16 protein-coding genes are annotated in these 20,279 nt (G+C 63.8%); 11 read left to right on the top strand and 5 right to left on the bottom strand.

Going from position 1 to position 20,279, the window contains the following annotated elements:
* Positions 1-60: 60 nt before the first annotated feature.
* Both zipA and smc read right to left on the bottom strand, forming a co-directional pair.
* Complete coding sequence (gene zipA / locus ACF8C6_RS07300) at positions 61-912, bottom strand: cell division protein ZipA (protein ID WP_392498661.1); 852 nt, start codon at positions 910-912, stop codon at positions 61-63.
* A 187-nt stretch (positions 913-1,099) separates the two neighbouring features.
* Entirely contained in the window at positions 1,100-4,588 is a 3,489-nt protein-coding gene (smc, locus tag ACF8C6_RS07295) for a chromosome segregation protein SMC (RefSeq protein ID WP_392498659.1), read from the bottom strand.
* 273 nt (positions 4,589-4,861) lie between these two features.
* Here smc and xdhA point away from each other — a divergent pair, with 273 nt between their 5' ends.
* The 5 genes from xdhA (at position 4,862) to guaD (ending at position 11,083) form a co-directional block, all read left to right on the top strand.
* On the top strand, positions 4,862-6,316 hold the full coding sequence (gene xdhA / locus ACF8C6_RS07290) for a xanthine dehydrogenase small subunit (RefSeq protein ID WP_392498658.1): 1,455 nt from the start codon (positions 4,862-4,864) through the stop codon (positions 6,314-6,316).
* Positions 6,309-8,705: a xanthine dehydrogenase molybdopterin binding subunit gene (gene xdhB / locus ACF8C6_RS07285; protein WP_392498657.1), complete on the top strand. Its 2,397-nt coding sequence runs from the start codon at positions 6,309-6,311 to the stop codon at positions 8,703-8,705. Before xdhA ends, xdhB begins: the two co-directional genes overlap by 8 nt.
* A gap of 63 nt (positions 8,706-8,768) precedes the next feature.
* Positions 8,769-8,900 (top strand): hypothetical protein, encoded by a 132-nt coding sequence (locus ACF8C6_RS07280; RefSeq protein WP_392498656.1) that lies wholly within the window; start codon positions 8,769-8,771, stop codon positions 8,898-8,900.
* Positions 8,897-9,739, top strand: coding sequence for a xanthine dehydrogenase accessory protein XdhC (gene xdhC / locus ACF8C6_RS07275; protein ID WP_392498654.1), 843 nt, complete (start codon positions 8,897-8,899; stop codon positions 9,737-9,739). Before ACF8C6_RS07280 ends, xdhC begins: the two co-directional genes overlap by 4 nt.
* 39 nt (positions 9,740-9,778) lie before the next feature.
* A complete protein-coding gene (guaD, locus tag ACF8C6_RS07270; RefSeq protein WP_392498653.1) occupies positions 9,779-11,083 on the top strand; it encodes a guanine deaminase in 1,305 nt (434 codons plus the stop codon).
* Between the two features lie 225 nt (positions 11,084-11,308).
* On the opposite strand, the gene ACF8C6_RS07265 is transcribed toward guaD, so the two are convergent.
* Entirely contained in the window at positions 11,309-12,076 is a 768-nt protein-coding gene (locus tag ACF8C6_RS07265; RefSeq protein WP_392498652.1) for a GntR family transcriptional regulator, read from the bottom strand.
* A gap of 398 nt (positions 12,077-12,474) precedes the next feature.
* Between ACF8C6_RS07265 and ACF8C6_RS07260 the strand changes: the two genes are divergently transcribed.
* Entirely contained in the window at positions 12,475-13,824 is a 1,350-nt protein-coding gene (locus ACF8C6_RS07260; protein WP_392498651.1) for an NCS2 family permease, read from the top strand.
* Positions 13,825-14,070: 246 nt separating this feature from the next.
* Here the strand turns inward: ACF8C6_RS07260 and uraH are convergent, their stop codons facing one another.
* A complete protein-coding gene (uraH, locus tag ACF8C6_RS07255) occupies positions 14,071-14,424 on the bottom strand; it encodes a hydroxyisourate hydrolase (protein WP_392498650.1) in 354 nt (117 codons plus the stop codon).
* A 299-nt stretch (positions 14,425-14,723) separates the two neighbouring features.
* Here uraH and puuE point away from each other — a divergent pair, with 299 nt between their 5' ends.
* From puuE to ACF8C6_RS07230, 5 genes are all read left to right on the top strand, one after another.
* Entirely contained in the window at positions 14,724-15,641 is a 918-nt protein-coding gene (gene puuE, locus ACF8C6_RS07250) for an allantoinase PuuE (RefSeq protein WP_392498649.1), read from the top strand.
* An 11-nt stretch (positions 15,642-15,652) separates the two neighbouring features.
* Entirely contained in the window at positions 15,653-16,168 is a 516-nt protein-coding gene (gene uraD / locus ACF8C6_RS07245; protein WP_392498648.1) for a 2-oxo-4-hydroxy-4-carboxy-5-ureidoimidazoline decarboxylase, read from the top strand.
* Between the two features lie 48 nt (positions 16,169-16,216).
* Positions 16,217-16,720, top strand: coding sequence for an ureidoglycolate lyase (locus ACF8C6_RS07240; protein ID WP_392498647.1), 504 nt, complete (start codon positions 16,217-16,219; stop codon positions 16,718-16,720).
* 49 nt (positions 16,721-16,769) lie between these two features.
* On the top strand, positions 16,770-18,071 hold the full coding sequence (locus tag ACF8C6_RS07235; RefSeq protein WP_392498646.1) for a urate hydroxylase PuuD: 1,302 nt from the start codon (positions 16,770-16,772) through the stop codon (positions 18,069-18,071).
* 319 nt (positions 18,072-18,390) lie between these two features.
* Positions 18,391-19,335, top strand: coding sequence for an L-threonylcarbamoyladenylate synthase (locus ACF8C6_RS07230; RefSeq protein WP_392498645.1), 945 nt, complete (start codon positions 18,391-18,393; stop codon positions 19,333-19,335).
* A gap of 4 nt (positions 19,336-19,339) precedes the next feature.
* Here the strand turns inward: ACF8C6_RS07230 and ACF8C6_RS07225 are convergent, their stop codons facing one another.
* Positions 19,340-20,263: a LysR family transcriptional regulator gene (locus tag ACF8C6_RS07225; protein WP_392498644.1), complete on the bottom strand. Its 924-nt coding sequence runs from the start codon at positions 20,261-20,263 to the stop codon at positions 19,340-19,342.
* Positions 20,264-20,279 lie beyond the last annotated feature (16 nt).

The raw sequence follows: 20,279 nt of genomic DNA, 5'->3' as shown, positions 1-20,279 counted from the left end.
TGTCCTGAAAAACGACAAGAGCAGCCTAGGCTGCTCTTGGGATTACATGTGTTGGAATCTTTAGCGCTTGCCGGCGAGCTGCTTCTTGCGCTCGAACTCGACGATACGCTGGCGATAGTGTTCGATGGTTTGTGCGGTCATCACACTACGCTGGTCGTCTTTCAGCTCACCGTTGAGTTCGTGAGCCAGCTTGCGCGCCGCGGCAATCATCAGGTCGAAGGCCTGCTTGGGATGACGCGGGCCTGGCAAGCCGAGGAAGAAGCTCACCGCCGGGGTGTAGAACAGGTCAAAGTCATCCAGGTCAAAGGTGCCCGGCTTGACACCGTTGGCCATGGAGAACAGTACTTCACCATTGCCAGCCATGCTCTCGTGGCGGTGGAAGATGTCCATTTCGCCGAAGCGCAGGCCGCTCTCCAGGATGTTCTGCAGCAGCGCCGGGCCCTTGAAACCCTCGTCGCCGCGAGCGATCACATTGATGACCAGCACTTCTTCGACCGGCGCCTGCTCTTTGTGCGACTTGAGGCTGGATGGCTCCTCTTCGTCCTCGACCGGGGTCAGCAGGGTCGGCACCGGCTCATCGGCATCCAGGTTGAGATCACCCTGCTGCGGTTCGATGTGGCGCTTGCGGTTAGGCTCAGGCTGGGGCACTTCAATATTGCGCCGGCGATTGAGTTCGCTGGCGCTCATGGTGGGCATGTCTTCTTCTTTGAATTCCGGCTCGCGCTTGCGATCCACAACACGGGGCGGGCCAAGCAGGTCAGGGTCGGAATCATCGTCCGGCAGATTAGTGAAGCTGTGATCCAGCTTGAATTTCAGCTTGCCGCTACCACCACGCATGCGGCGCCAGCCATCAAACAGAATGCCGACGATAACGATCACACCAATGACGATCAGCCAATAGCGCAGCTCCATGAAACTCCCAAGCCCCTGAACGGTGAATTTGTAATGGAAACAAGGGCTTCCAGGCCCTTTTAAACATCAATAACTGTATGTTTCTACAGCTGTTTTTCGTAGGTAATAAAAGTGAGGCCTAAGCTAGCACGACGAATGGTAAATGTGCACCGCCGCAAGGCATTTCACCATGTTTAATGCCTCGCCTTCAGGCATCCACCAACGACATGGCCTCTTCGACATCCACAGCGACCAGTCGCGAGCAACCCGGTTCGTGCATCGTGACGCCCATCAACTGATCGGCCATTTCCATCGCGATCTTGTTGTGGGTGATGTAGATGAACTGCACGGTTTCCGACATCTCCTTGACCAGACGTGCGTAGCGCCCAACGTTGGCGTCATCCAGCGGCGCATCGACTTCGTCGAGCATGCAGAACGGTGCCGGATTGAGCTTGAAGATGGCGAACACCAGCGCCAGAGCCGTCAGCGCCTTCTCACCACCGGACAGCAGGTGGATGGTGCTGTTCTTCTTGCCCGGCGGCCGCGCCATGATTGCCACCCCGGTATCGAGTAGATCTTCGCCGGTAAGTTCCAGATAGGCGTGACCACCGCCGAACACTTTGGGAAACAGGGCCTGCAAGCCAGCATTGATCTGGTCGAAGGTTTCCTTGAAGCGGTTGCGGGTTTCCTTATCGATCTTGCGGATGACGTTTTCCAGGGTATCCAGCGCCTCGACCAGGTCGGCATCCTGGGCATCCAGGTAGCGTTTGCGCTCGGACTGCTGCTGGTATTCGTCGATCGCCGCGAGGTTGATCGCCCCCAGCCGCTGAATGCGCCCGGCGAGCTGCTCCAGTTGCTGCTCCCAGGCTGCCTCGCTGGCCTCGGTCGGCAAGGTGGCGAGCACGCCATGCAGATCGTAGCCCTCCTCCAGCAGCTGATCCTGCAAGGCTTTGCGGCGAATGCTCAGCCCCTGCCATTCCATACGCTGCTGCTCCAGCTGGCCACGCAGCAGCTGCGACTGCTGCTCGGCCTGGCTGCGGCGCTTCTCGGCGTCACGCAGCTCGCGGTCGGCGTCTTCCAGTGCCAGGCGGGCGAGCTTGAGCTCGTCCTCCACACCCATGCGCCGCTCCAGCAGCTCCTCCAGCTTCATGCGCAGCTCTTCCAGCGGCGCTGCGCCCTCCTCCAGATTGAGCGAGAGCTGTTCGCGTCGTTCAATAGCGCGCTCAAACTGCATTTCCAGACGCTCCAGCGCCTGGCGGGTCGACTCGTGCTGGGCCTTGATCGAACCCAGGCGCACGGCCAGCTGGTGGGCATGGTCCTTGTGCTGGCGCGCTTCCTGGCGCACCCGGTCGAGGCGCTCGCGCAGCTGGTCGCGGCTGGCCAGCAACTGCTCGCGCTGCTCGGTGTCGAGCGCCATGGCCTCCAGCGCCTCCTGCAGGATCAGACGCGACTCGCCCAGTTGCTCCTGCTCCAGCTCGCGCTGTTCGGCGGCCTCGCCCTGCTCCTCTTCGAGACGGCGGCGGCGCAGGGCCAGCTGCTCGGCCTTGGCCTGGCCGGCGGAGAGCTGCGCCTTGATCTCGCCCAGGCGCCGTGATTCGTCCTGCACCTGGCGGCGCTGCTGCTCGCGCGCCTCTTCCTGTTGGCGCTGAGCGGCCTGCAGGCTCTGCAGACGCTCGTCCAGATTGGCCAGCGCCGCCTCGCGCTCATCGCGCTCGCCTTGCAGGCGCTCCAACTCCTGGCCGCGAGCCAACACACCGCTTTCTGCCTCACTGGCGCGGCGCACGCGAAGGAAATGCCGACCGACCCAGTAGCCGTCGCGGCTGATCAGGCTCTCGCCATCGCTAAGCTGCAGACGCTGGGCCAGGGCCTGATCCAGGCTCTCCACCGGGCGTACCTTGCCCAGCCAGGGCGCCAGGTCGATGTTCGCCTCGACCTTGTCCAGCAGGCTGCCGGCGATGCGCGCACCACCGCTCTGCTGGCTGATCAGGCGAAGTTCGCCCTGGTCGAAGCCGCCCAGATCCAGGCCATTGAAGTCGTCCAGCAGCACGGCCTGCAGATCGGCACCCAGCACCGTTTCCACCGCCAGCTCCCAGCCGCTGTCCACGCGCAGCCCCTCGGCCAGGCGCGGACGGTTGTTCAGTTGCTGCTCGCGCAGCCATTCGGCGGCGCCCTTGCCCGGGTTCAGCGCGGCCTGCTGCAGCGCCTCCAGCGAGGCGATGCGACCGTTCAGGCGCTGCAGCTCACCCTGAGCCTGCTGCTGGGCCTGGGTGGCCTGCTGCAGCTCGCCGCGTAGCTGTTCCAGACGCTCAGCCTGGCTCTCTTCGGCGGCGTGCATTTCTTCCAACTGCATCTCGCTGGCAGCCAGTTGTTCGGAGAGTTCCAGAATGGCGGCGTCTTCGGGATCGGCGGATAACTGCGCCAGCTCGTCGGCAAGACGGCGCTGGCGCTCGACCAGCCGTTCCAGGCTCTGCTCCAGCTGGGCGATGCGCGACTGCTGCACCTCGGCCTGGCGACGCGGTTCGGCGCTGCGCTGGTTGAAGCTCTCCCACTGCTCCTGCCAACCGTGCATGGCGCTTTCGGCCTCTTCCAGCGTCGCGGCGGATTCCTCGGCGGCGGCGCTGGTCAGGTCCTGCTCGGGTTCGAGCATGGCCAGCTCTTCGGCCAGGGTCGCCAGCAGGGTGCGGTCGTGGCCCAGGTGTGACTCGGTTTCCAGGCGCGCACGCTCGGCTTCGTTGAGGTCGTCCTGCAACTGGCGCAGGCGCTGCTGACCGTGCTGGATGCTCTGCTCGACGCGGGCGATGTCGCCACCGACCGAATAGAAGCGGCCCTGCACCTGATTGAAGCGTTCGGACAGTTCATGGTGCCCATCACGCAGGCGCTCGATGCTGGCGTCAGCGCTGCGCTGCTCGGCCACCAGGGCCTCGAAGGCCACCTCCTGATCACCAATCACCTTTTCGCGGGCGCCGGCCTGCTCGTTCAGCGCCTGCCACTTGAGCGCCGACAGCTGCGCCTTGAGCTGACGCTCTTCTGCCTTGTATTCCTGGTACTTCTCGGCGGCCTGGGCCTGGCGGTGCAGGCGTTCGAGCTGGCGCTCCAGTTCCTCGCGCAGGTCAGTCAGGCGTGCCAGATTCTCCTGGGTGCGGCGGATGCGGCTCTCGGTCTCGCGGCGGCGCTCCTTGTACTTGGAGATACCGGCGGCTTCCTCGATGAAGTTGCGCAGGTCTTCCGGCTTGGCCTCGATCAGCTTGCTGATCATGCCCTGCTCGATGATCGAGTAGCTGCGCGGCCCCAGGCCAGTGCCGAGGAAGATGTCGGTGATATCGCGGCGGCGGCACTTGGTGCCGTTGAGGAAATAGGTGTTCTGCCCGTCGCGGGTCACCCGGCGGCGAATGGAAATCTCGGCGAAGGCTGCGTATTCGCCCACCAGCGAGTTGTCGCTGTTGTCGAATATCAGCTCGATGCTGGCCTGGGTGACCGGCTTGCGCGTGTTGGAGCCATTGAAGATGACGTCGGTCATCGACTCGCCACGGAGGTTCTTCGCCGAACTCTCGCCCATCACCCAGCGAACGGCGTCGATGATGTTGGATTTGCCGCAGCCGTTTGGGCCGACCACGGCCGCCATATTGCTGGGAAAACTGACGGTGGTCGGGTCGACGAAGGACTTGAAGCCGGCCAGCTTGATGCATTTCAGGCGCATCTTATGCATCCACTCCTGGCATGCGTCGTTCACGGAGGCACTGCGGGGCCTGGAAGCTCATGCTGTTCCTGTTCTTAGAGTGGGAAATTCGGGCGCGGGCGAGTTTAACACAGGCATTTGGCATGCCAATCCAGGGGCCTGCAAGGTGCATGACAGAGCCTTTGGCGCGCCCAGCTGACCTCTCAGTCAAATTTTGTTGACCCAAAAGTCAGAAAAATCTACATTGGCTTCATCACAGCCTCGTGACAACAAATACAAAGCCTGGAGGTCGCCTTGATCCAGTTCCTACTCAACGGCGAGTTACGCTGCGAGCGTCAACTCGACCCCAACGTCACCGTTCTCAATTACCTGCGCGAGCATGTGGCCAAGCCTGGCACCAAAGAGGGCTGCGGCTCCGGTGACTGTGGCGCCTGCACCGTCGTAATTGGGGAACTGGAGGGCGAACGTATTCGCTATCGCACCCTCAACTCCTGCCTGACCTTCGTTTCTTCGCTGCACGGCAAGCAGCTGATCACCGTCGAAGACCTGCGCTACCAGGGCAAGCTGCATGATGTGCAGCAGGCCATGGTCGACTGCCACGGCTCGCAGTGCGGCTTCTGCACCCCCGGCTTCGTCATGAGCCTGTTTGCGCTACAGAAGAACCGGGCCGCGTCCGGCAGCGATGGTTACGACAAGGGCCAGACCCTGGAAGCCCTGGCCGGCAACCTGTGCCGCTGCACCGGTTACCGCCCGATCATCGATGCCGCCGAACAGGCCTGCTGCAACCGTCAGCCGGATCAGTTCGACGCCGCCGAAGCCGACACCGTGGCCAAGCTCAAGGCCATCGCCCCGCGCGAAACCGCCGAGTTGAATAGCGGCGACAAGCGCTGCCTGCTGCCGCTGACCGTGGCCGACCTGGCCGACATCTATACCGCCAATCCGCAGGCGCGCCTGCTCGCCGGCGGCACCGACCTGGCCCTGGAAGTCACCCAGTTCCACCGCGAATTGCCGGTGATGATCTATGTCGGCCATGTCGCCGAGATGAAACGCATCGAGGTGAAGCCGGACGTAATCGAGATTGGCGCAGCGACTCCGCTGTCGGACTGCTACGGCGTGCTGTCGCGCGAATACCCTGACTTCGGCGAGCTGCTGCACCGCTTCGCTTCGCTGCAGATCCGCAACCAGGGCACCCTGGGTGGCAACATCGGCAACGCCTCGCCGATCGGCGACGCCCCGCCCCTGCTGATCGCCCTCGGCGCCAGCATCGTGCTGCGCAAGGGCAACCAGACCCGCACCCTGCCGCTGGACGAGTTCTTCATCGACTACAAGGTCACCGCCCGCCAGGAGGGTGAATTTATCGAGCGCATCATCGTGCCGCGGGCCAAAGCCTACCAGGCGTTCCGCGCCTACAAGGTGTCCAAGCGCCTGGACGACGACATTTCCGCCGTGTGCGCCGCCATCAACCTGACCGTCACCGACGGTGTGGTGCGCGACGCGCGCATCGCCTTCGGCGGCATGGCCGGCATTCCCAAGCGCGCCACGGCCTGCGAGCAATCGCTGATCGGCGCGGCCTGGTATCCGGGCTGCATCGAGCGCGCCTGCGAGGCCCTGGCCGAGGACTTCACGCCGCTGTCGGACTTCCGCGCCAGCAAGGAATACCGCCTGTTGACCGCGCAGAACCTGCTGCGCCGTTTCTTCCTCGAATTGCAATCCCCTGAAGTGGAAACCCGGGTGACCGCCTATGTCTAACCATCACGTCTCCAAGTCCCAGGCAGAGCTGGCCGAACTGTTCCGCGCCGGCATCACCACCGGCGTTGGCCGCGGGGTCAAGCACGAGAGCGCGGACAAGCACGTCAGTGGCGAAGCCGTTTATATCGACGACCGTCTGGAGTTTCCCAACCAGCTGCACGTCTACGCCCGCATGAGCGAGCGTGCCCATGCGCGCATCACCAAGCTGGATGTCAGCCCCTGCTATGAATTCCCTGGCGTGGCCATTGCCATCACCGCCAAGGACGTACCCGGCCAGCTGGACATCGGCCCGGTAGTCGCCGGTGATCCGCTGCTGGCCGACGGCAAGGTCGAGTACCTCGGCCAAGTCGTGTTGGCGGTTGCCGCCGACAGCCTGGAAACCGCGCGCAAGGCGGCCATGGCCGCCATCGTCGAGTACGAGGATCTGGAACCGGTGCTCGACGTGGTCGACGCCCTGCGCAAGAAACACTTCGTGCTCGACAGCCATCAGCACAAGATCGGTGACTCGGACGCCGCGCTGGCACGCGCCAAGCACCGCATCAAAGGCACCCTGCATATCGGCGGCCAGGAGCACTTCTACCTGGAGACGCAGATTTCCTCGGTGATGCCCACCGAGGACGGCGGCATGATCGTCTACACCTCGACGCAGAACCCCACCGAGGTGCAGAAGCTGGTCGCCGAAGTGCTCGGCGTGCCGATGCACAAGATCGTCGTCGACATGCGCCGCATGGGTGGCGGTTTCGGCGGCAAGGAAACCCAGGCCGCCGCCCCGGCCTGCCTGTGCGCGGTGATCGCCCACCTGACCAAGCGCCCGACCAAGATGCGCCTGCCACGCATGGAAGACATGACCATGACCGGCAAGCGCCACCCCTTCTACGTCGAGTACGAAGTGGGCTTCGACGATGACGGCCTGCTCAGCGGCATCCAGATGGAACTGGCCGGCAACTGCGGCTACTCGCCGGACCTGTCCGGCTCCATCGTCGACCGCGCCATGTTCCACTCGGACAACGCCTACTTCCTCGGCAACGCCACCATCAACGGCCATCGCTGCAAGACCAACCTCGCCTCCAACACCGCCTACCGCGGCTTCGGCGGCCCGCAGGGCATGGTCGCCATCGAGGAAGTGATGGACGCCGTCGCCCGCCATCTGGGCAAGGACCCGCTGGAGGTGCGCAAGCACAACTACTACGGCAAGGAAGACCGCAACGTCACCCACTACCACCAGACGGTCGAGCACAACGTCATCCACGAGATGACCGCCGAGCTGGAGGAGAGTAGCGACTATGCCAAGCGCCGCGAGGAAATCCGCGCGTTCAACGCCAAGAGCCCCGTGCTGAAGAAGGGCCTGGCGATGACCCCGGTGAAATTCGGCATCAGCTTCACCGCCACTTTCCTCAACCAGGCCGGTGCGCTGATCCACATCTATACAGACGGTTCGATTCATCTGAACCACGGCGGTACCGAGATGGGCCAGGGCCTCAACACCAAGGTCGCCCAGGTGGTGGCCGAGGTGTTCCAGGTCGAGATCGAGCGCATCCAGATCACCGCCACCAACACCGACAAGGTGCCGAATACCTCGCCGACTGCGGCATCCAGCGGCGCCGACCTCAACGGCATGGCGGCGAAGAATGCCGCCGAGACCATCAAGCAGCGTCTGGTCGACTTCCTGGTGCACGAGTACAAGGTCACCCCGGAAGACGTCGAGTTCCGCAACAGCCAGGTGCGCGTACGCGACCACTTCCTGTCGTTCGAGGAGCTGATCCAGAAGGCCTACTTCGGCCAGGTGTCGCTGTCGTCCACCGGCTTCTACCGCACGCCGAAGATTTTCTATAACCGGGACCAAGCGCGCGGCCGGCCCTTCTACTACTTCGCCTACGGCGTGGCCTGCTGCGAAGTACTGGTCGATACCCTGACCGGCGAATACAAGATGCTGCGCACCGACATCCTGCATGACGTGGGCGACTCGCTGAACCCGGCCATCGACATCGGCCAGGTCGAAGGCGCCTTCGTCCAGGGTATGGGCTGGCTGACCACCGAGGAGCTGGTGTGGAACGCCAAGGGCAAGCTGATGACCAACGGCCCGGCCAGCTACAAGATCCCGGCCATCGCCGACATGCCCATCGACCTGCGCGTGAAGCTGGTGGAGAACCGCAAGAACCCGGAGCAGACCGTGTTCCACTCCAAGGCCGTGGGCGAGCCGCCGTTCATGCTCGGCATTGCCGCCTTCTGCGCGATCAAGGACGCCGTGGCCAGCCTGGCCGACTACAAGGTGCAGCCCAAGATCGACGCGCCCGCCACCCCGGAGCGGGTGCTCTGGGGGGTCGAGCAGCTGCGCAAGCTCAAGCAACCGGCCCAGGCGGCTCTGGCCAGCAGCGCCGAACCTGCCTGAGGCATGGCGGCCCGGGTGTACGCTCGTCCGGGCCGCCATCCTCTACCCGAGAGGTGTAGAACAATGACAAAACACACCGAAGGCAAGCATCAACCGCAACCACCGCTGCCGGTGCCGCTGCTGGAACCCTCCCCGAGCAACTGGCGCCTGCCGCGCCCGGGGCAGACCTCGCCAAGCTGGAGGCTGAGCAAATGAGCTGGATCAGCGCCCTCGCCGAATTGCAGCAACAGGGTGAACCCTGTGTGCTGGTGACCATCATCGAGGAGCAAGGCTCCACGCCGCGCAATTCCGGCTCGAAGATGGTGGTCACTGCCACCCGTATCTTCGAGACCATCGGCGGTGGCCATCTGGAATACAAGGCCATGGAGCTGGCCCGCGAGATGCTCACCAGCCGCACCCAGCAGACCCGCCTGGAGCGCTTCAGCCTCGGCGCCAGCCTCGGCCAGTGCTGCGGCGGCGCCACTGTATTGCTGTTCGAGCCGATGGGCCAGCCGCAGGGTCATATCGCCCTGTTCGGCGCCGGTCACGTTGGCCGTGCACTGATTCCGCTCCTCGCCAGCCTGCCGCTGAAGGTGCGCTGGATCGATTCGCGTGACGCCGAGTTTCCGGACTACATCCCGTCCAACGTGGAAAAGGTGCTCAGCGACGAGGTCGTCGACGAGGTCGACGAGATGCCCGCCGGCAGCTACTTCATCGTCATGACCCACAACCACCAGCTCGACCTGGAGCTGACCCAGGCCATCCTGGCGCGGAACGACTTCGCCTACTACGGCCTGATCGGCTCGAAGACCAAACGCGTGAAGTTCGAGCACCGCCTGCGCGAGCGGGGCTTTTCCGCCGAGCAGATGCAGCGCATGCGCTGCCCGATGGGTTTGCCGGAAGTCAAAGGCAAGCTGCCGGCGGAGATCGCCATTTCCATCGCCGGCGAGATCGTCGCCCAGTACAACGCCCATTTCGGCCAGGACACCCGCAAGGGTGCCTCCAGCGTCAGCCGCCTGTTGCCCGACTCGCGCCGCGCCCACCCACATTCCTGATTCCGCCGGCCGCTTGCGGCCGCCCTGTCGAGATTCGTCATGAGCAAGAAAACCGCCTACCGCTCCGCCATCCTGCACAGCCTCGCCGACCCGGCCGAGGTCGGCATTGAAGCGTCCTACCAGTATTTCGAGGACGGCATCCTGCTGGTCGAGGACGGTCGTGTGCTCGAAGTCGGCCCCGCCGACGCGCTGCTGCCTAAGCTGAGCGGCGTGGAGGTGCGCGAGTATCGCGACGCCCTGCTCACCCCGGGCTTCATCGACACCCACATCCACTACCCGCAGACCGGCATCATCGGTGCCTATGGCGAACAGTTGCTGGACTGGCTGAACACCTACACCTTCCCCGCCGAAGGCGCCTTCGCCGACAAGGCCCATGCCGCCGACGTGGCCGGCATCTTCCTCAAGGAACTGCTGCGCAACGGCACCACCACCGCCCTGGTGTTCGGCACCGTGCACAAGCAATCGGTCGACGCCTTCTTCGAGGCTGCCGAGGCGCTGAACCTGCGCATGATCGCCGGCAAGGTGCTGATGGACCGCCACGCCCCGGATTTCCTTACCGACACTCCGGAAAGCGGCTACGCCGACAGCAAGGAGCTGATCGAGCGCTGGCACGGCAAGGGCCGCCTGCACTACGCGGTCACTCCGCGTTTCGCCCCGACCAGCACTGACGCGCAACTGGAGCTGGCCGGCCAGCTGTTCGGCGAGTATCCCGACCTGTACATGCACACCCACCTCTCTGAGAACAAGGCCGAGATCGCCTGGGTCAAGGAGCTGTTCCCCGAGCGCACGGGTTACCTGGACGTCTACGACCACCACAAGCTGACCGGCCCGCGCGCGGTCTTCGCCCACGGCGTGCACCTGTGCGACGACGAATGCAAGCGCCTGGCCGAGACCGGTTCGGCTCTGTCCTTCTGCCCGACCTCCAATCTGTTCCTCGGCAGCGGCCTGTTCGACCTAGAGAAGATGGAGCGGCACGGCGTACGCGTCGGCCTGGGCACCGACGTGGGTGGCGGCACCAGCTTCAGTCAGCTGCAGTCGCTCAACGAGGCGTACAAGATCATGCAGCTGCAGGGCAAGAAGCTCAGCCCGTTCAAGTCGCTGTACCTGGCAACCCTGGGCGGCGCCCGCTCGCTCTACCTCGACCAGCACATCGGCAACTTCGCAGCCGGCAAGGACGCCGACTTCATCGTGCTCGACTACAAGGCCACGCCGCTGATCGACTTCCGCATGCAGCAGGCCCGCAGCCTGGAGGAGCGCCTGTTCGCCCTGACCATCCTCGGCGACGACCGCACCGTGAAGGAAACCTTCGCCGCCGGCCGTTCGGTGCACCAGCGCGAAAGCTAACCCGAGTAGCCGGATACAATCCGGGGAACAGGCAACCCCATTCCCGGATTACATCCGGGCTACGACTGAGTATCTGTGGGAGCGGCTTCAGCCGCGAAGCGAGCGACACGGCAGCGACCGACCATCGCGGCTAAAGCCGCTCCCACAAAACCCGTCCCGAGCCGCGGTCGAACAGCAGAAACAAAAAGGCCCCGCACTGCGGGGCCTTATTCATTTCAACTGAGGTCAGGCGCTGCGCGGCACGCGCCCGGACTTCTTCTTATCCTGCAGCAGGTGCGAGAACACCGCGTGCAGGTCATCGGTGGCGCTGTCGTCTTCCAGATTGAGCTTGGCGTCGACACTGTCCATGTGGCGCATCATCAGGCCCACCGCGCGCTCCACGTCACGCGCCTCGATCGCATCGATGACCTGGTCGTGCTCGTCATCCGAGCAATGGGTACGGCTGCTGCTTTCGTACAGCGCGATAATCAGCGAGGTCTGCGATACCAGGCTGCGCAGGAAGCCAACCAGGGTCTGGTTGCCACCGGCTTCGGCCAGCTTGAGGTGGAACTCACCCGACAGGCGAATGCCCTTGGCCCGGTCGCCACGGGCGAAGCAGGCACGCTCCTCCTGTACCATCTGGCGCAGGCCGGCGATCTGCGCCGGTGTGGCATGGGCGCAGGCCAGCTCGGTAATGGCGCGCTCGATCATGCGCCGCGCGTAGAAGATCTGGCGGGCTTCGTCAGCGCCGGGGCTGGCGACCACGGCGCCGCGGTTGGGACGCAGCGATACCACGCCTTCGTGGGCCAGACGCGACAGGGCGCGACGAATGATGGTGCGACTCACGCCGAAGATTTCACCAAGCGCTTCTTCACTCAGCTTGGTGCCTGGCGCCAGGCGCTGCTCGAGGATGGCCTCGAAGATGTGTGCATAAACCACTTCGTCCTGGGTACCCGCACGGACGGCCTTGGTGGCACGCGGAGTCTTGCTCAGAGATTGCACGGCTTCGTTCATGTGGCTCACGTAGGAATAGGGGCTCTCGTTGACGCGACACTACGACGAAGCGAGGGCTGTTGGCCAGTCTCTGATCACGCAGGCGCTTGATTGCGGGCATTGTACACAAAATATCCGCCATATCCATGCACCCCAAGCGCCGTGCGGCCTGCATCGATCATGAGCAGCCCAGAAAAATCCTTAGAACGCTTTCCCCGGCTTTTTCCTGAGCATATTTGAAAACATCAATTGACTTTTTTGTACACAAAAAGATAATCCAATCGCACACTTTCTGACTTAAAAGTCAGGAACAGGCACAGCCCCGTGAGGCAAAGCACCTCAAGTCGACTCGCCGCGCAAGGGATTCAGGTCAACCAGCCGGACGAACGACTCACAACAACATCTGAGAGGTACCTGCTGTGGAAAGCGCTAAACAACAAGAACAACGACCGCTTGCGGAATATTCATCGGGACGAGGGCTGCTGGAGCGCCTGTTCAAGCTCACCGAACATCGCACCACGATCAAGACCGAGATGATTGCCGGCCTGACGACCTTCGTCACCATGGCCTACATCATCTTCGTCAACCCCAACATCATGGCCACCGCCGGTGTCGATCATGGCGCCGCGTTCGTTGCCACCTGCCTGGGTGCCGCACTGGGCTGCTTCCTCATGGGGCTGTATGCCAACTGGCCGGTCGGCCTGGCGCCCGGCATGGGCCTGAATGCCTTCTTCACCTATACGGTGGTCGGCGAAATGGGCTACAGCTGGCAGGTCGCCCTGGGCGCCGTGTTCCTCTCCGGCATCCTGTTCATGATCATGAGCCTGTCGAAGATCCGCGAGTGGCTGCTCAACAGCATCCCCATGAGCCTGCGCTTTGCCATGGGTGCCGGGGTCGGCCTGTTTCTCGGCCTGATCGGCCTGAAGACCGCCGGTATCGTCGTCGACAGTCCGGCCACGCTGCTGACCATGGGTTCGTTCGGCGAACCGTCCGCCCTGCTCGCCGCCATCTGTTTCCTGCTCATCGCCGTGCTCAGTCACCGCAACGTGTTCGGCGCGATCCTGTTCAGCATGCTGGCCGTCACCGCCATTGGCTGGATGTTCGGCCTGGTGGAATACAACGGCCTGGTCTCCATGCCACCGAGCCTGGCGCCGACCTTCCTCGCCATGGACATCGCCGGCGCGCTGAATGTGGGCATGATCAGCGTCATTCTGGCCTTCCTCTTCGTCAACATGTTCGACACCGCCGGCACCCTGATGGGCGTTGCCCACCGCGCGCACCTGGTCGATGAAGACGGCAAGATCCAGAACCTGTCCCGCGCCCTGAAGGCAGACAGTACGTCCAGCGTGATCGGCTCCATGGTCGGCTGCCCGCCGGTCACCAGCTACGTGGAGAGCGCCTCGGGCGTCGCCGCCGGCGGCCGCACCGGCCTGACCGCCATCGTGGTCGGGCTGCTGTTTCTGGCAGCCATGTTCTTCGCCCCACTGGCCGGCATGATTCCCGCGTATGCCACCGCTGGCGCGCTGATCTACGTCGCCATGCTGATGATGAGCGGCATGGCCCATATCGACTGGAAGGACCATACCGACACCATTCCGGCCATTGTCACCGTGGTGATGATGCCGCTGACCTTCTCCATCGCCAACGGTATTGCCCTGGGCTTCCTCACCTACGCCACGCTCAAGCTGCTGACCGGCCAGCGCGACAAGGTGTCTGTCAGCCTCTACGTGCTGTGCGTGATCTTCATCGCCAAGTTCGCCTTCCTCTGAGGTCAGGCTGCGCCCACCAAGCCCCGGTAGCGATACCGGGGCTTTTGCATTGTGCCAACACAACGCGCAATCGGCTGGGCGAGGCCAAAGGCCGCAAACCCAGCGCAGAGGCAAGACGAATAGCATTCGCCGGGTTTACCCAGCCCACGACTTCAGCGCCCTGCTGCCTGACGCCACGCTCGCACCCTCCGGCCACAAAAAAGCCCGCACTAAGCGGGCTGCAAAGCACCAAAGGGCCGGCAGAGCTCAGCTACCGCGATAGGTCGAATAGCTGTAGGGCGAAATCAGCAGCGGAACGTGGTAGTGCTCCTGCTGCTCATTGATGCCGAAACGCAGCACTACCACATCGAGAAACGCCGGCTCGGCCAGCTGCACGCCGCGGGCACGGTAATAGTCGCCGGCATGGAAATGCAGCTGGTAGACGCCCGAACGGTAGTCATCGCCTTGCAGCAGCGGGGCATCGCAGCGGCCGTCGTCGTTGGTCTTCGCCTTGGCGACCAGCTCCAGCCCGCCGGCCTCGACCCGGTACAGCTCGAGGGTGATGTCGCGGCCAGGGCTGCCGTGGGCGGCATCCAGTACATGCGTAGTCAATCGTCCCATATCGCTCAGGCGCCAACGGCGCCGTACCTCCTCTGCTAAAGATTGTCGTGGGGATCTAAGCTAAACACATAGAACAGCAAAGTCGTATTTTTGTACACAATTTTTACGCACAACAACAGCGCAAATTGACCCTAACCCCATTGAGAAAGCGCCATAAAGGCGCAGCAGCCGGCGATAAACAGGCGCAACAAATCTAGAAATAGTGATTTACAGGCCATGATTGTTTTTGTATACAATTGCTCAAGCCAATTATTCCGGCGACCCCGGAGCGGCATCCACTTCGATGAAGGAATCCACACGTGAGCGCTGACTATCCTCGCGACCTGATCGGCTACGGCAGCAATCCTCCCCATCCACACTGGCCAGGCGATGCCCGTATCGCCCTCTCCTTCGTGCTCAACTACGAAGAAGGTGGCGAGCGCTGCGTCCTGCACGGCGATAACGAATCCGAAGCCTTCCTCTCCGAGATGGTGGCTGCCCAACCGCTCAAGGGCGAGCGCAACATGAGCATGGAGTCGCTCTACGAATACGGTAGCCGCGCCGGCGTCTGGCGCCTGCTCAAGCTGTTCCAGCGTCACGACATCCCGATGACCATCTTCGCCGTGGCCATGGCCGCGCAGCGCCATCCGGACGTAATCCGCGCCATGGTCGAGGCCGGCCACGAGATCTGCAGCCACGGCTACCGCTGGATCGATTACCAGTACATGGACGAGGCCCAGGAGCGCGAGCACATGCTCGAAGCCATCCGCATCCTCACCGAACTGACCGGCGAGCGCCCAGTCGGTTGGTACACCGGCCGTACCGGACCGAACACCCGGCGTATCGTGCGCGAGGAAGGCGGCTTCCTCTACGACAGCGACACCTACGACGACGACCTGCCCTACTGGGACCCGGCCAGCACGCCGGACAAGCCGCATCTGGTGATCCCCTACACCCTGGACACCAACGACATGCGCTTCACCCAGGTGCAGGGCTTCAACTGTGGCGACGATTTCTACAACTACCTGCAGGACGCCTTCGACACCCTCTACGCCGAGGGCGAAGCGGGCGAGCCGAAGATGCTGTCCATCGGCATGCACTGCCGCCTGCTCGGTCGCCCGGCGCGTATCGCCGCCCTGGCGCGCTTCATCGACTACGTGAAGAGCCATGACAAAGTCTGGTTCGCCCGCCGCGTCGATATCGCCCGCCACTGGCACGCCACCCACCCCTTCAAGTAAGAGAGCGTGAAATGAGCCGCTTCCAGACCCTGACCCCCTCGAGCCTGAGCCGCGAGGCCTTCGTGGCCGCCTTCGCCGACATCTACGAGCACTCGCCCTGGGTCGCCGAAAAAGCTTATGACCTGGGCCTCGATGCCTCGGTCGACGAGATCGACAGCCTGCAACAGCGCATGGCTGACATCCTGCTCAGCGCCAGCCGCGACCAGCAGCTGGCACTGATCAACGCTCACCCGGACCTGGCCGGCAAGGCAGCCATCCGCGGCGAGCTCACCGCCTCCTCCACCTCGGAGCAGGCCGGTGCGGGCATCCACGAGTGCACCGCCGAGGAATTCGCCCGTTTCACCGAACTCAACGATGCCTACAAGGCCAAGTTCGGCTTCCCTTTCATCAAGGCGGTGAAAGGCAGCAACCGGCACCAGATCCTGGCGGCCTTCGAGGAGCGCATCCACAACTCCCCGGAGCAGGAATTCGCCACCGCCCTGGCCGAGATCAACAAGATCGCGCTGTTCCGCCTGCAGGCACTCTGACTGCAGATGGCTCCGCCACCTATAACCTGATGAATAAGTAGAACAAGCATGCGCACTCTGAAGATCGAACCGTTGACCAAGGAAGCCTTCGCCCCGTTCGGTGATGTCATCGAAACCGACGGCAGCGACTACTTCATGATCAACAACGGCTCCACCCGCCGCTACCACAAGCTGGCCACGGTGGAGACCGCGCAGCCCGACGACCGGGCGATCATCAGCATTTTCAGCGCCGAGGCGCTGGACATGCCGCTGCGCATTCGCATGCTGGAGCGCCATCCGCTGGGCAGCCAGGCCTTCGTGCCGCTGCTCGGCAATCCCTTTCTGGTCGTGGTCGCGCCACTTGGCGATGTACCTGTACCGGGTCTGGTCCGTGCCTTCCTCACCAACGGCAGGCAGGGCGTTAATTACCATCGCGGCGTCTGGCACCACCCGGTGCTGACGATCGAAAAGCGGGATGACTTCCTGGTGGTTGATCGCAGTGGTTCCGGTAACAACTGCGACGAGCATTACTTCACCGAGGACGAGCAACTGCTCCTCGACCCCCACCAATAAGAGAAGCCTGTCGGGCTGCGTGTAGACCGACGGGAAAGAGGTAACGACTGTGGACGCACATCTGACCGAATGGCTGAACCTGGGCATTCGCTGGCTGCACATGATCACCGGCATCGCCTGGATCGGCGCATCCTTCTACTTTGTCTGGCTGGAGAACAACCTCAACCGCAGCAACCCGCGCGACGGGCTGTCCGGGGATCTCTGGGCCATCCACGGTGGCGGCATCTACCACCTGGAAAAGTACAAGCTGGCACCGCCGAAAATGCCGGATAACCTGCACTGGTTCAAATGGGAGGCCTACTTCACCTGGATGTCGGGCGTGGCGCTGTTGATGGTGGTGTACTACCTCAACCCCAGCCTGTACCTGATCAAGCCCGGCGTGGAACTGGCTCCGGCCGCCGCCATCGCCATCGGTGCCGGCTCGCTGCTGGTGGGCTGGATCATCTACGACCTGCTGTGCGACTCGCCGCTGGGCAAGAAACCCGCCCTGCTCGGTCTGGTGCTGTTCATCCTGATCATCGGCGCCGCCTGGGGCTTCTCGCAGATTTTCAGCGGCCGTGGTGCCTACATCCATGTCGGAGCCGTGATCGGCACCATCATGGTCGGCAACGTGTTCCGCATCATCATGCCGGCCCAGCGCGCCCTGGTGAAGGCGATCGAAGAGAACCGCACGCCCGATCCGGTGCTGCCGGCCAAGGGCCTGCTGCGCTCGCGCCACAACAACTATTTCACCCTGCCGGTGCTGTTCATCATGATCAGCAACCACTTCCCGAGCACCTACGGCAGCCAGTACAACTGGCTGATCCTGGCGGGTATCGCCATCGTCGCGGTGTTGATCCGTCACTACTTCAACACCCGCCACGAGAGCAACAAGTTCGCCTGGACCCTGCCGGCCGGAGCCCTGGGCATGATCTGCCTGGCGTTCGTCACCTCGCCCAACTACAAGGCCAGCACCGCGCCGATCGCCAATGTCGCGCCGACTGCCCAACAGGAGCAGGCGCCAGCCACACCGCCGGCCCAAGCCAGTGAAACGGTGCAGGTGAACAAGGTGGAGGAAGTCCCCGCCACCGCAACCCCGGCTGCCGCCGTACCGAAGCTGGACAAGGTAGTCAGCGTCATTCATGAGCGCTGCACCGTCTGCCATTCGGCCCAGCCCACCAGCCCGATGTTCAGCGCTGCACCAGGCGGCGTGATGCTCGACACCCCCCAGGAGATGCAGGCCAACGCCGCGCGCATCCAGGCGCAGAGCGTCGCCACCCAGATCATGCCGCTGGGCAACATGACCCAGATGACCCAGGAAGAGCGCGACCTGATCGGCGCCTGGATCGCCAAGGGCGCGCCCATCAACTGATCTACCACGACGGGCCGCACTGCCTCCCTGGCGGCCCATCGCTTCGTGCCTGTCTCCCGACAGGCCTTTTTATCCCCCGCCCCGGGTGCCTCGATTTATCTGGCCCTCAGCCAGACGTCCGACTGCACACGCCCGGGTATTTCCCGACCCGCCGGCTGGCGGGTTCTTTTTTCGCGAAATGACTCGTCTGGTGCTGACGCAACAGGCGTCGACCCGAATGCACCATTGCGTGCTTTCATCCCCTCGGGCGACTTGGCCTGGAAAGTCAGCGCCTGCGCGCGTAATGTTCGCCCCGTCAAAACCATGATCTTCAGCGGATATGCCTCACATAAGTATCGATGTGGCCGACTGCGCCGCGCGCCTGCGGGCTGGCCAGCTGGTCGCCATGCCCACCGAAACCGTCTACGGCCTGGCTGCCGACGCCCGCCAGGATGCCGCCGTGCAGCAGGTGTTCGCACTCAAGGGACGGCCGAGCAGTAATCCGCTGATCGTGCACCTGCAGAGCGCCGCGCAAGTCAGTGAATGGGCCGCGCAGGTGCCGGCGGCAGCGCAGCGCCTGATGGACGCTTTCTGGCCGGGCCCGCTGACGCTGGTGCTGCCAGCGCGGGATGAGGTCTCGCGCGCCGTCACCGCGGGGCAGAACAGCGTAGCCCTGCGGGTCCCGGCGCACCCCACCGCACAGGCACTGCTGGCCGCTTTCGGCGGCGGCCTGGTGGCGCCATCGGCCAACCGCTACATGTCGATCAGCCCGACCAGCGCCGAGCACGTGGCGCAGCAGTTCGCCGCCAGCGACCTGTGGATTCTCGACGGCGGCCCCTGCCAGGTGGGCCTGGAATCGAGCATCGTCAGCCTGCTGCCGGACGACAACCCGCGCCTGCTGCGCCGTGGCATGCTCGATCAGGCCCGCCTGGAGGCCGTGATCGGAAAAGCGCTGGAAGGCAAGGCTGGCAGCCTGCGCGCGCCCGGCCAGCATCATCGTCACTATGCACCCAGCACCCCTACCCTCACCTTCGTGCAGACACCGGCCGAGGCCCTGGCCTCGCCGCGCTGCGGCTGGCTCTGGTGTGGTGGCGCACAGCCCAGCCAGGGACCGGCCCTGGACCTAGGCGACCAGCCGCAGGCCTACGCCGCACAACTCTATGCCGCGCTGTATCAGCTCGACGCACTCGGGCTGGAACGCCTGTATATCCAGCTGCCACCGCAGAGCGAGGCCTGGGCGGCCGTGCACGACCGCCTGGCCCGTGCCAGCCAGCGCCTGGACTGACGCCTCAGCCCAGCAGACTGGGAATTTCCAACGGCGCGTCGGCGAAACGGCTGAAGGCCTGCGCTGCCGGGGATGGACTCTTGGTGCGCCAGCGCACCAGGTACCAGCGGTTGGGAATCGGGAAGCCCTCCACGTCCAGCTCCAGCAGATTGCCCGGCGCCGTATGGATCAGGGTGTGCCGCGACAGGATGGCGATGCCCAGACCGGCCGCCACGGACTCCTTGATTGCCTCGTTGCTCTCGATGGTCATCTGCGGTCGCAAGGTCCAGCCAAAGCGTGCGAAATGCTCCTCGATGGCCAGGCGGGTGCCCGAACCGGGTTCACGGCTGAGAAAGGGCTCACCCGCCAGCTGTTCCCAGCGCAGACGCTGGCCGGCGAAACGGTGGCCAGCCGGGGCGATTACCACCAGCGGATTGTCGGCCAGCGGCACCACCTCCAGGTCCAGGTGCCGCGGCGGCTGGCTGAATACGTAGAGGTCGTCGCGGTTGTCCTCGAGGCGGCGGATCACCTCCGAGCGGTTGGCGATGTTCAGTTCAACTTCCACCTGCGGATATTGCCGGCAGAACGGGCCGAGCAGCCTTGGCACCAGGTATTTGGCCGTGGTCACCGCGCCGAGGCGCAGCTGCCCGGCGGTCAGCCCGTTGAGCTGCGCCAGGCGCATCTCCAGATGATCGAGGGCGTCGAAGATGTCCCGCGCACCTGCCTGCACCTCGCGCCCGGCATCGGTCAGGTGCAGGCGCTTGCCGAGCTGTTCGAACAATTGCATGCCCAGGGCCTGTTCGAGCTTGGCAATCTGCGTCGAGACCGAAGGCTGGGCCAGGTGCAGCGCACGCGCCGCCTCAGTCACGCTCAGGCGCTCGGCCACGGCGAGAAAGGTTTCCAGCTGGCGGAAGGTGGTCTGGCGAGTGTGGAAGCGCTGCCTTTTCATTGCTTATCACCAATGA

This window comes from Pseudomonas sp. zbq_18 (assembly GCF_043102245.1).
In the GTDB taxonomy this organism is placed as follows: domain Bacteria; phylum Pseudomonadota; class Gammaproteobacteria; order Pseudomonadales; family Pseudomonadaceae; genus Aquipseudomonas.
The sequence above is the reverse complement of the archived record's forward strand: the minus strand, read 5'-3'. Positions and strand labels throughout refer to the sequence as shown.

Bases quoted from the DNA above. Each gene is read 5' to 3' on its own strand.
- zipA (WP_392498661.1), bottom strand. From the start codon at position 912: ATGGAGCTGCGCTATTGGCTGATCGTCATTGGTGTGATCGTTATCGTC.
- smc (WP_392498659.1), bottom strand. From the start codon at position 4,588: ATGCGCCTGAAATGCATCAAGCTGGCCGGCTTCAAGTCCTTCGTCGAC.
- xdhB (WP_392498657.1), top strand. From the start codon at position 6,309: ATGTCTAACCATCACGTCTCCAAGTCCCAGGCAGAGCTGGCCGAACTG.
- ACF8C6_RS07280 (WP_392498656.1), top strand. From the start codon at position 8,769: ATGACAAAACACACCGAAGGCAAGCATCAACCGCAACCACCGCTGCCG.
- xdhC (WP_392498654.1), top strand. From the start codon at position 8,897: ATGAGCTGGATCAGCGCCCTCGCCGAATTGCAGCAACAGGGTGAACCC.
- guaD (WP_392498653.1), top strand. From the start codon at position 9,779: ATGAGCAAGAAAACCGCCTACCGCTCCGCCATCCTGCACAGCCTCGCC.
- ACF8C6_RS07265 (WP_392498652.1), bottom strand. From the start codon at position 12,076: ATGAACGAAGCCGTGCAATCTCTGAGCAAGACTCCGCGTGCCACCAAG.
- uraH (WP_392498650.1), bottom strand. From the start codon at position 14,424: ATGGGACGATTGACTACGCATGTACTGGATGCCGCCCACGGCAGCCCT.
- uraD (WP_392498648.1), top strand. From the start codon at position 15,653: ATGAGCCGCTTCCAGACCCTGACCCCCTCGAGCCTGAGCCGCGAGGCC.
- ACF8C6_RS07240 (WP_392498647.1), top strand. From the start codon at position 16,217: ATGCGCACTCTGAAGATCGAACCGTTGACCAAGGAAGCCTTCGCCCCG.
- ACF8C6_RS07230 (WP_392498645.1), top strand. From the start codon at position 18,391: ATGCCTCACATAAGTATCGATGTGGCCGACTGCGCCGCGCGCCTGCGG.
- ACF8C6_RS07225 (WP_392498644.1), bottom strand. From the start codon at position 20,263: ATGAAAAGGCAGCGCTTCCACACTCGCCAGACCACCTTCCGCCAGCTG.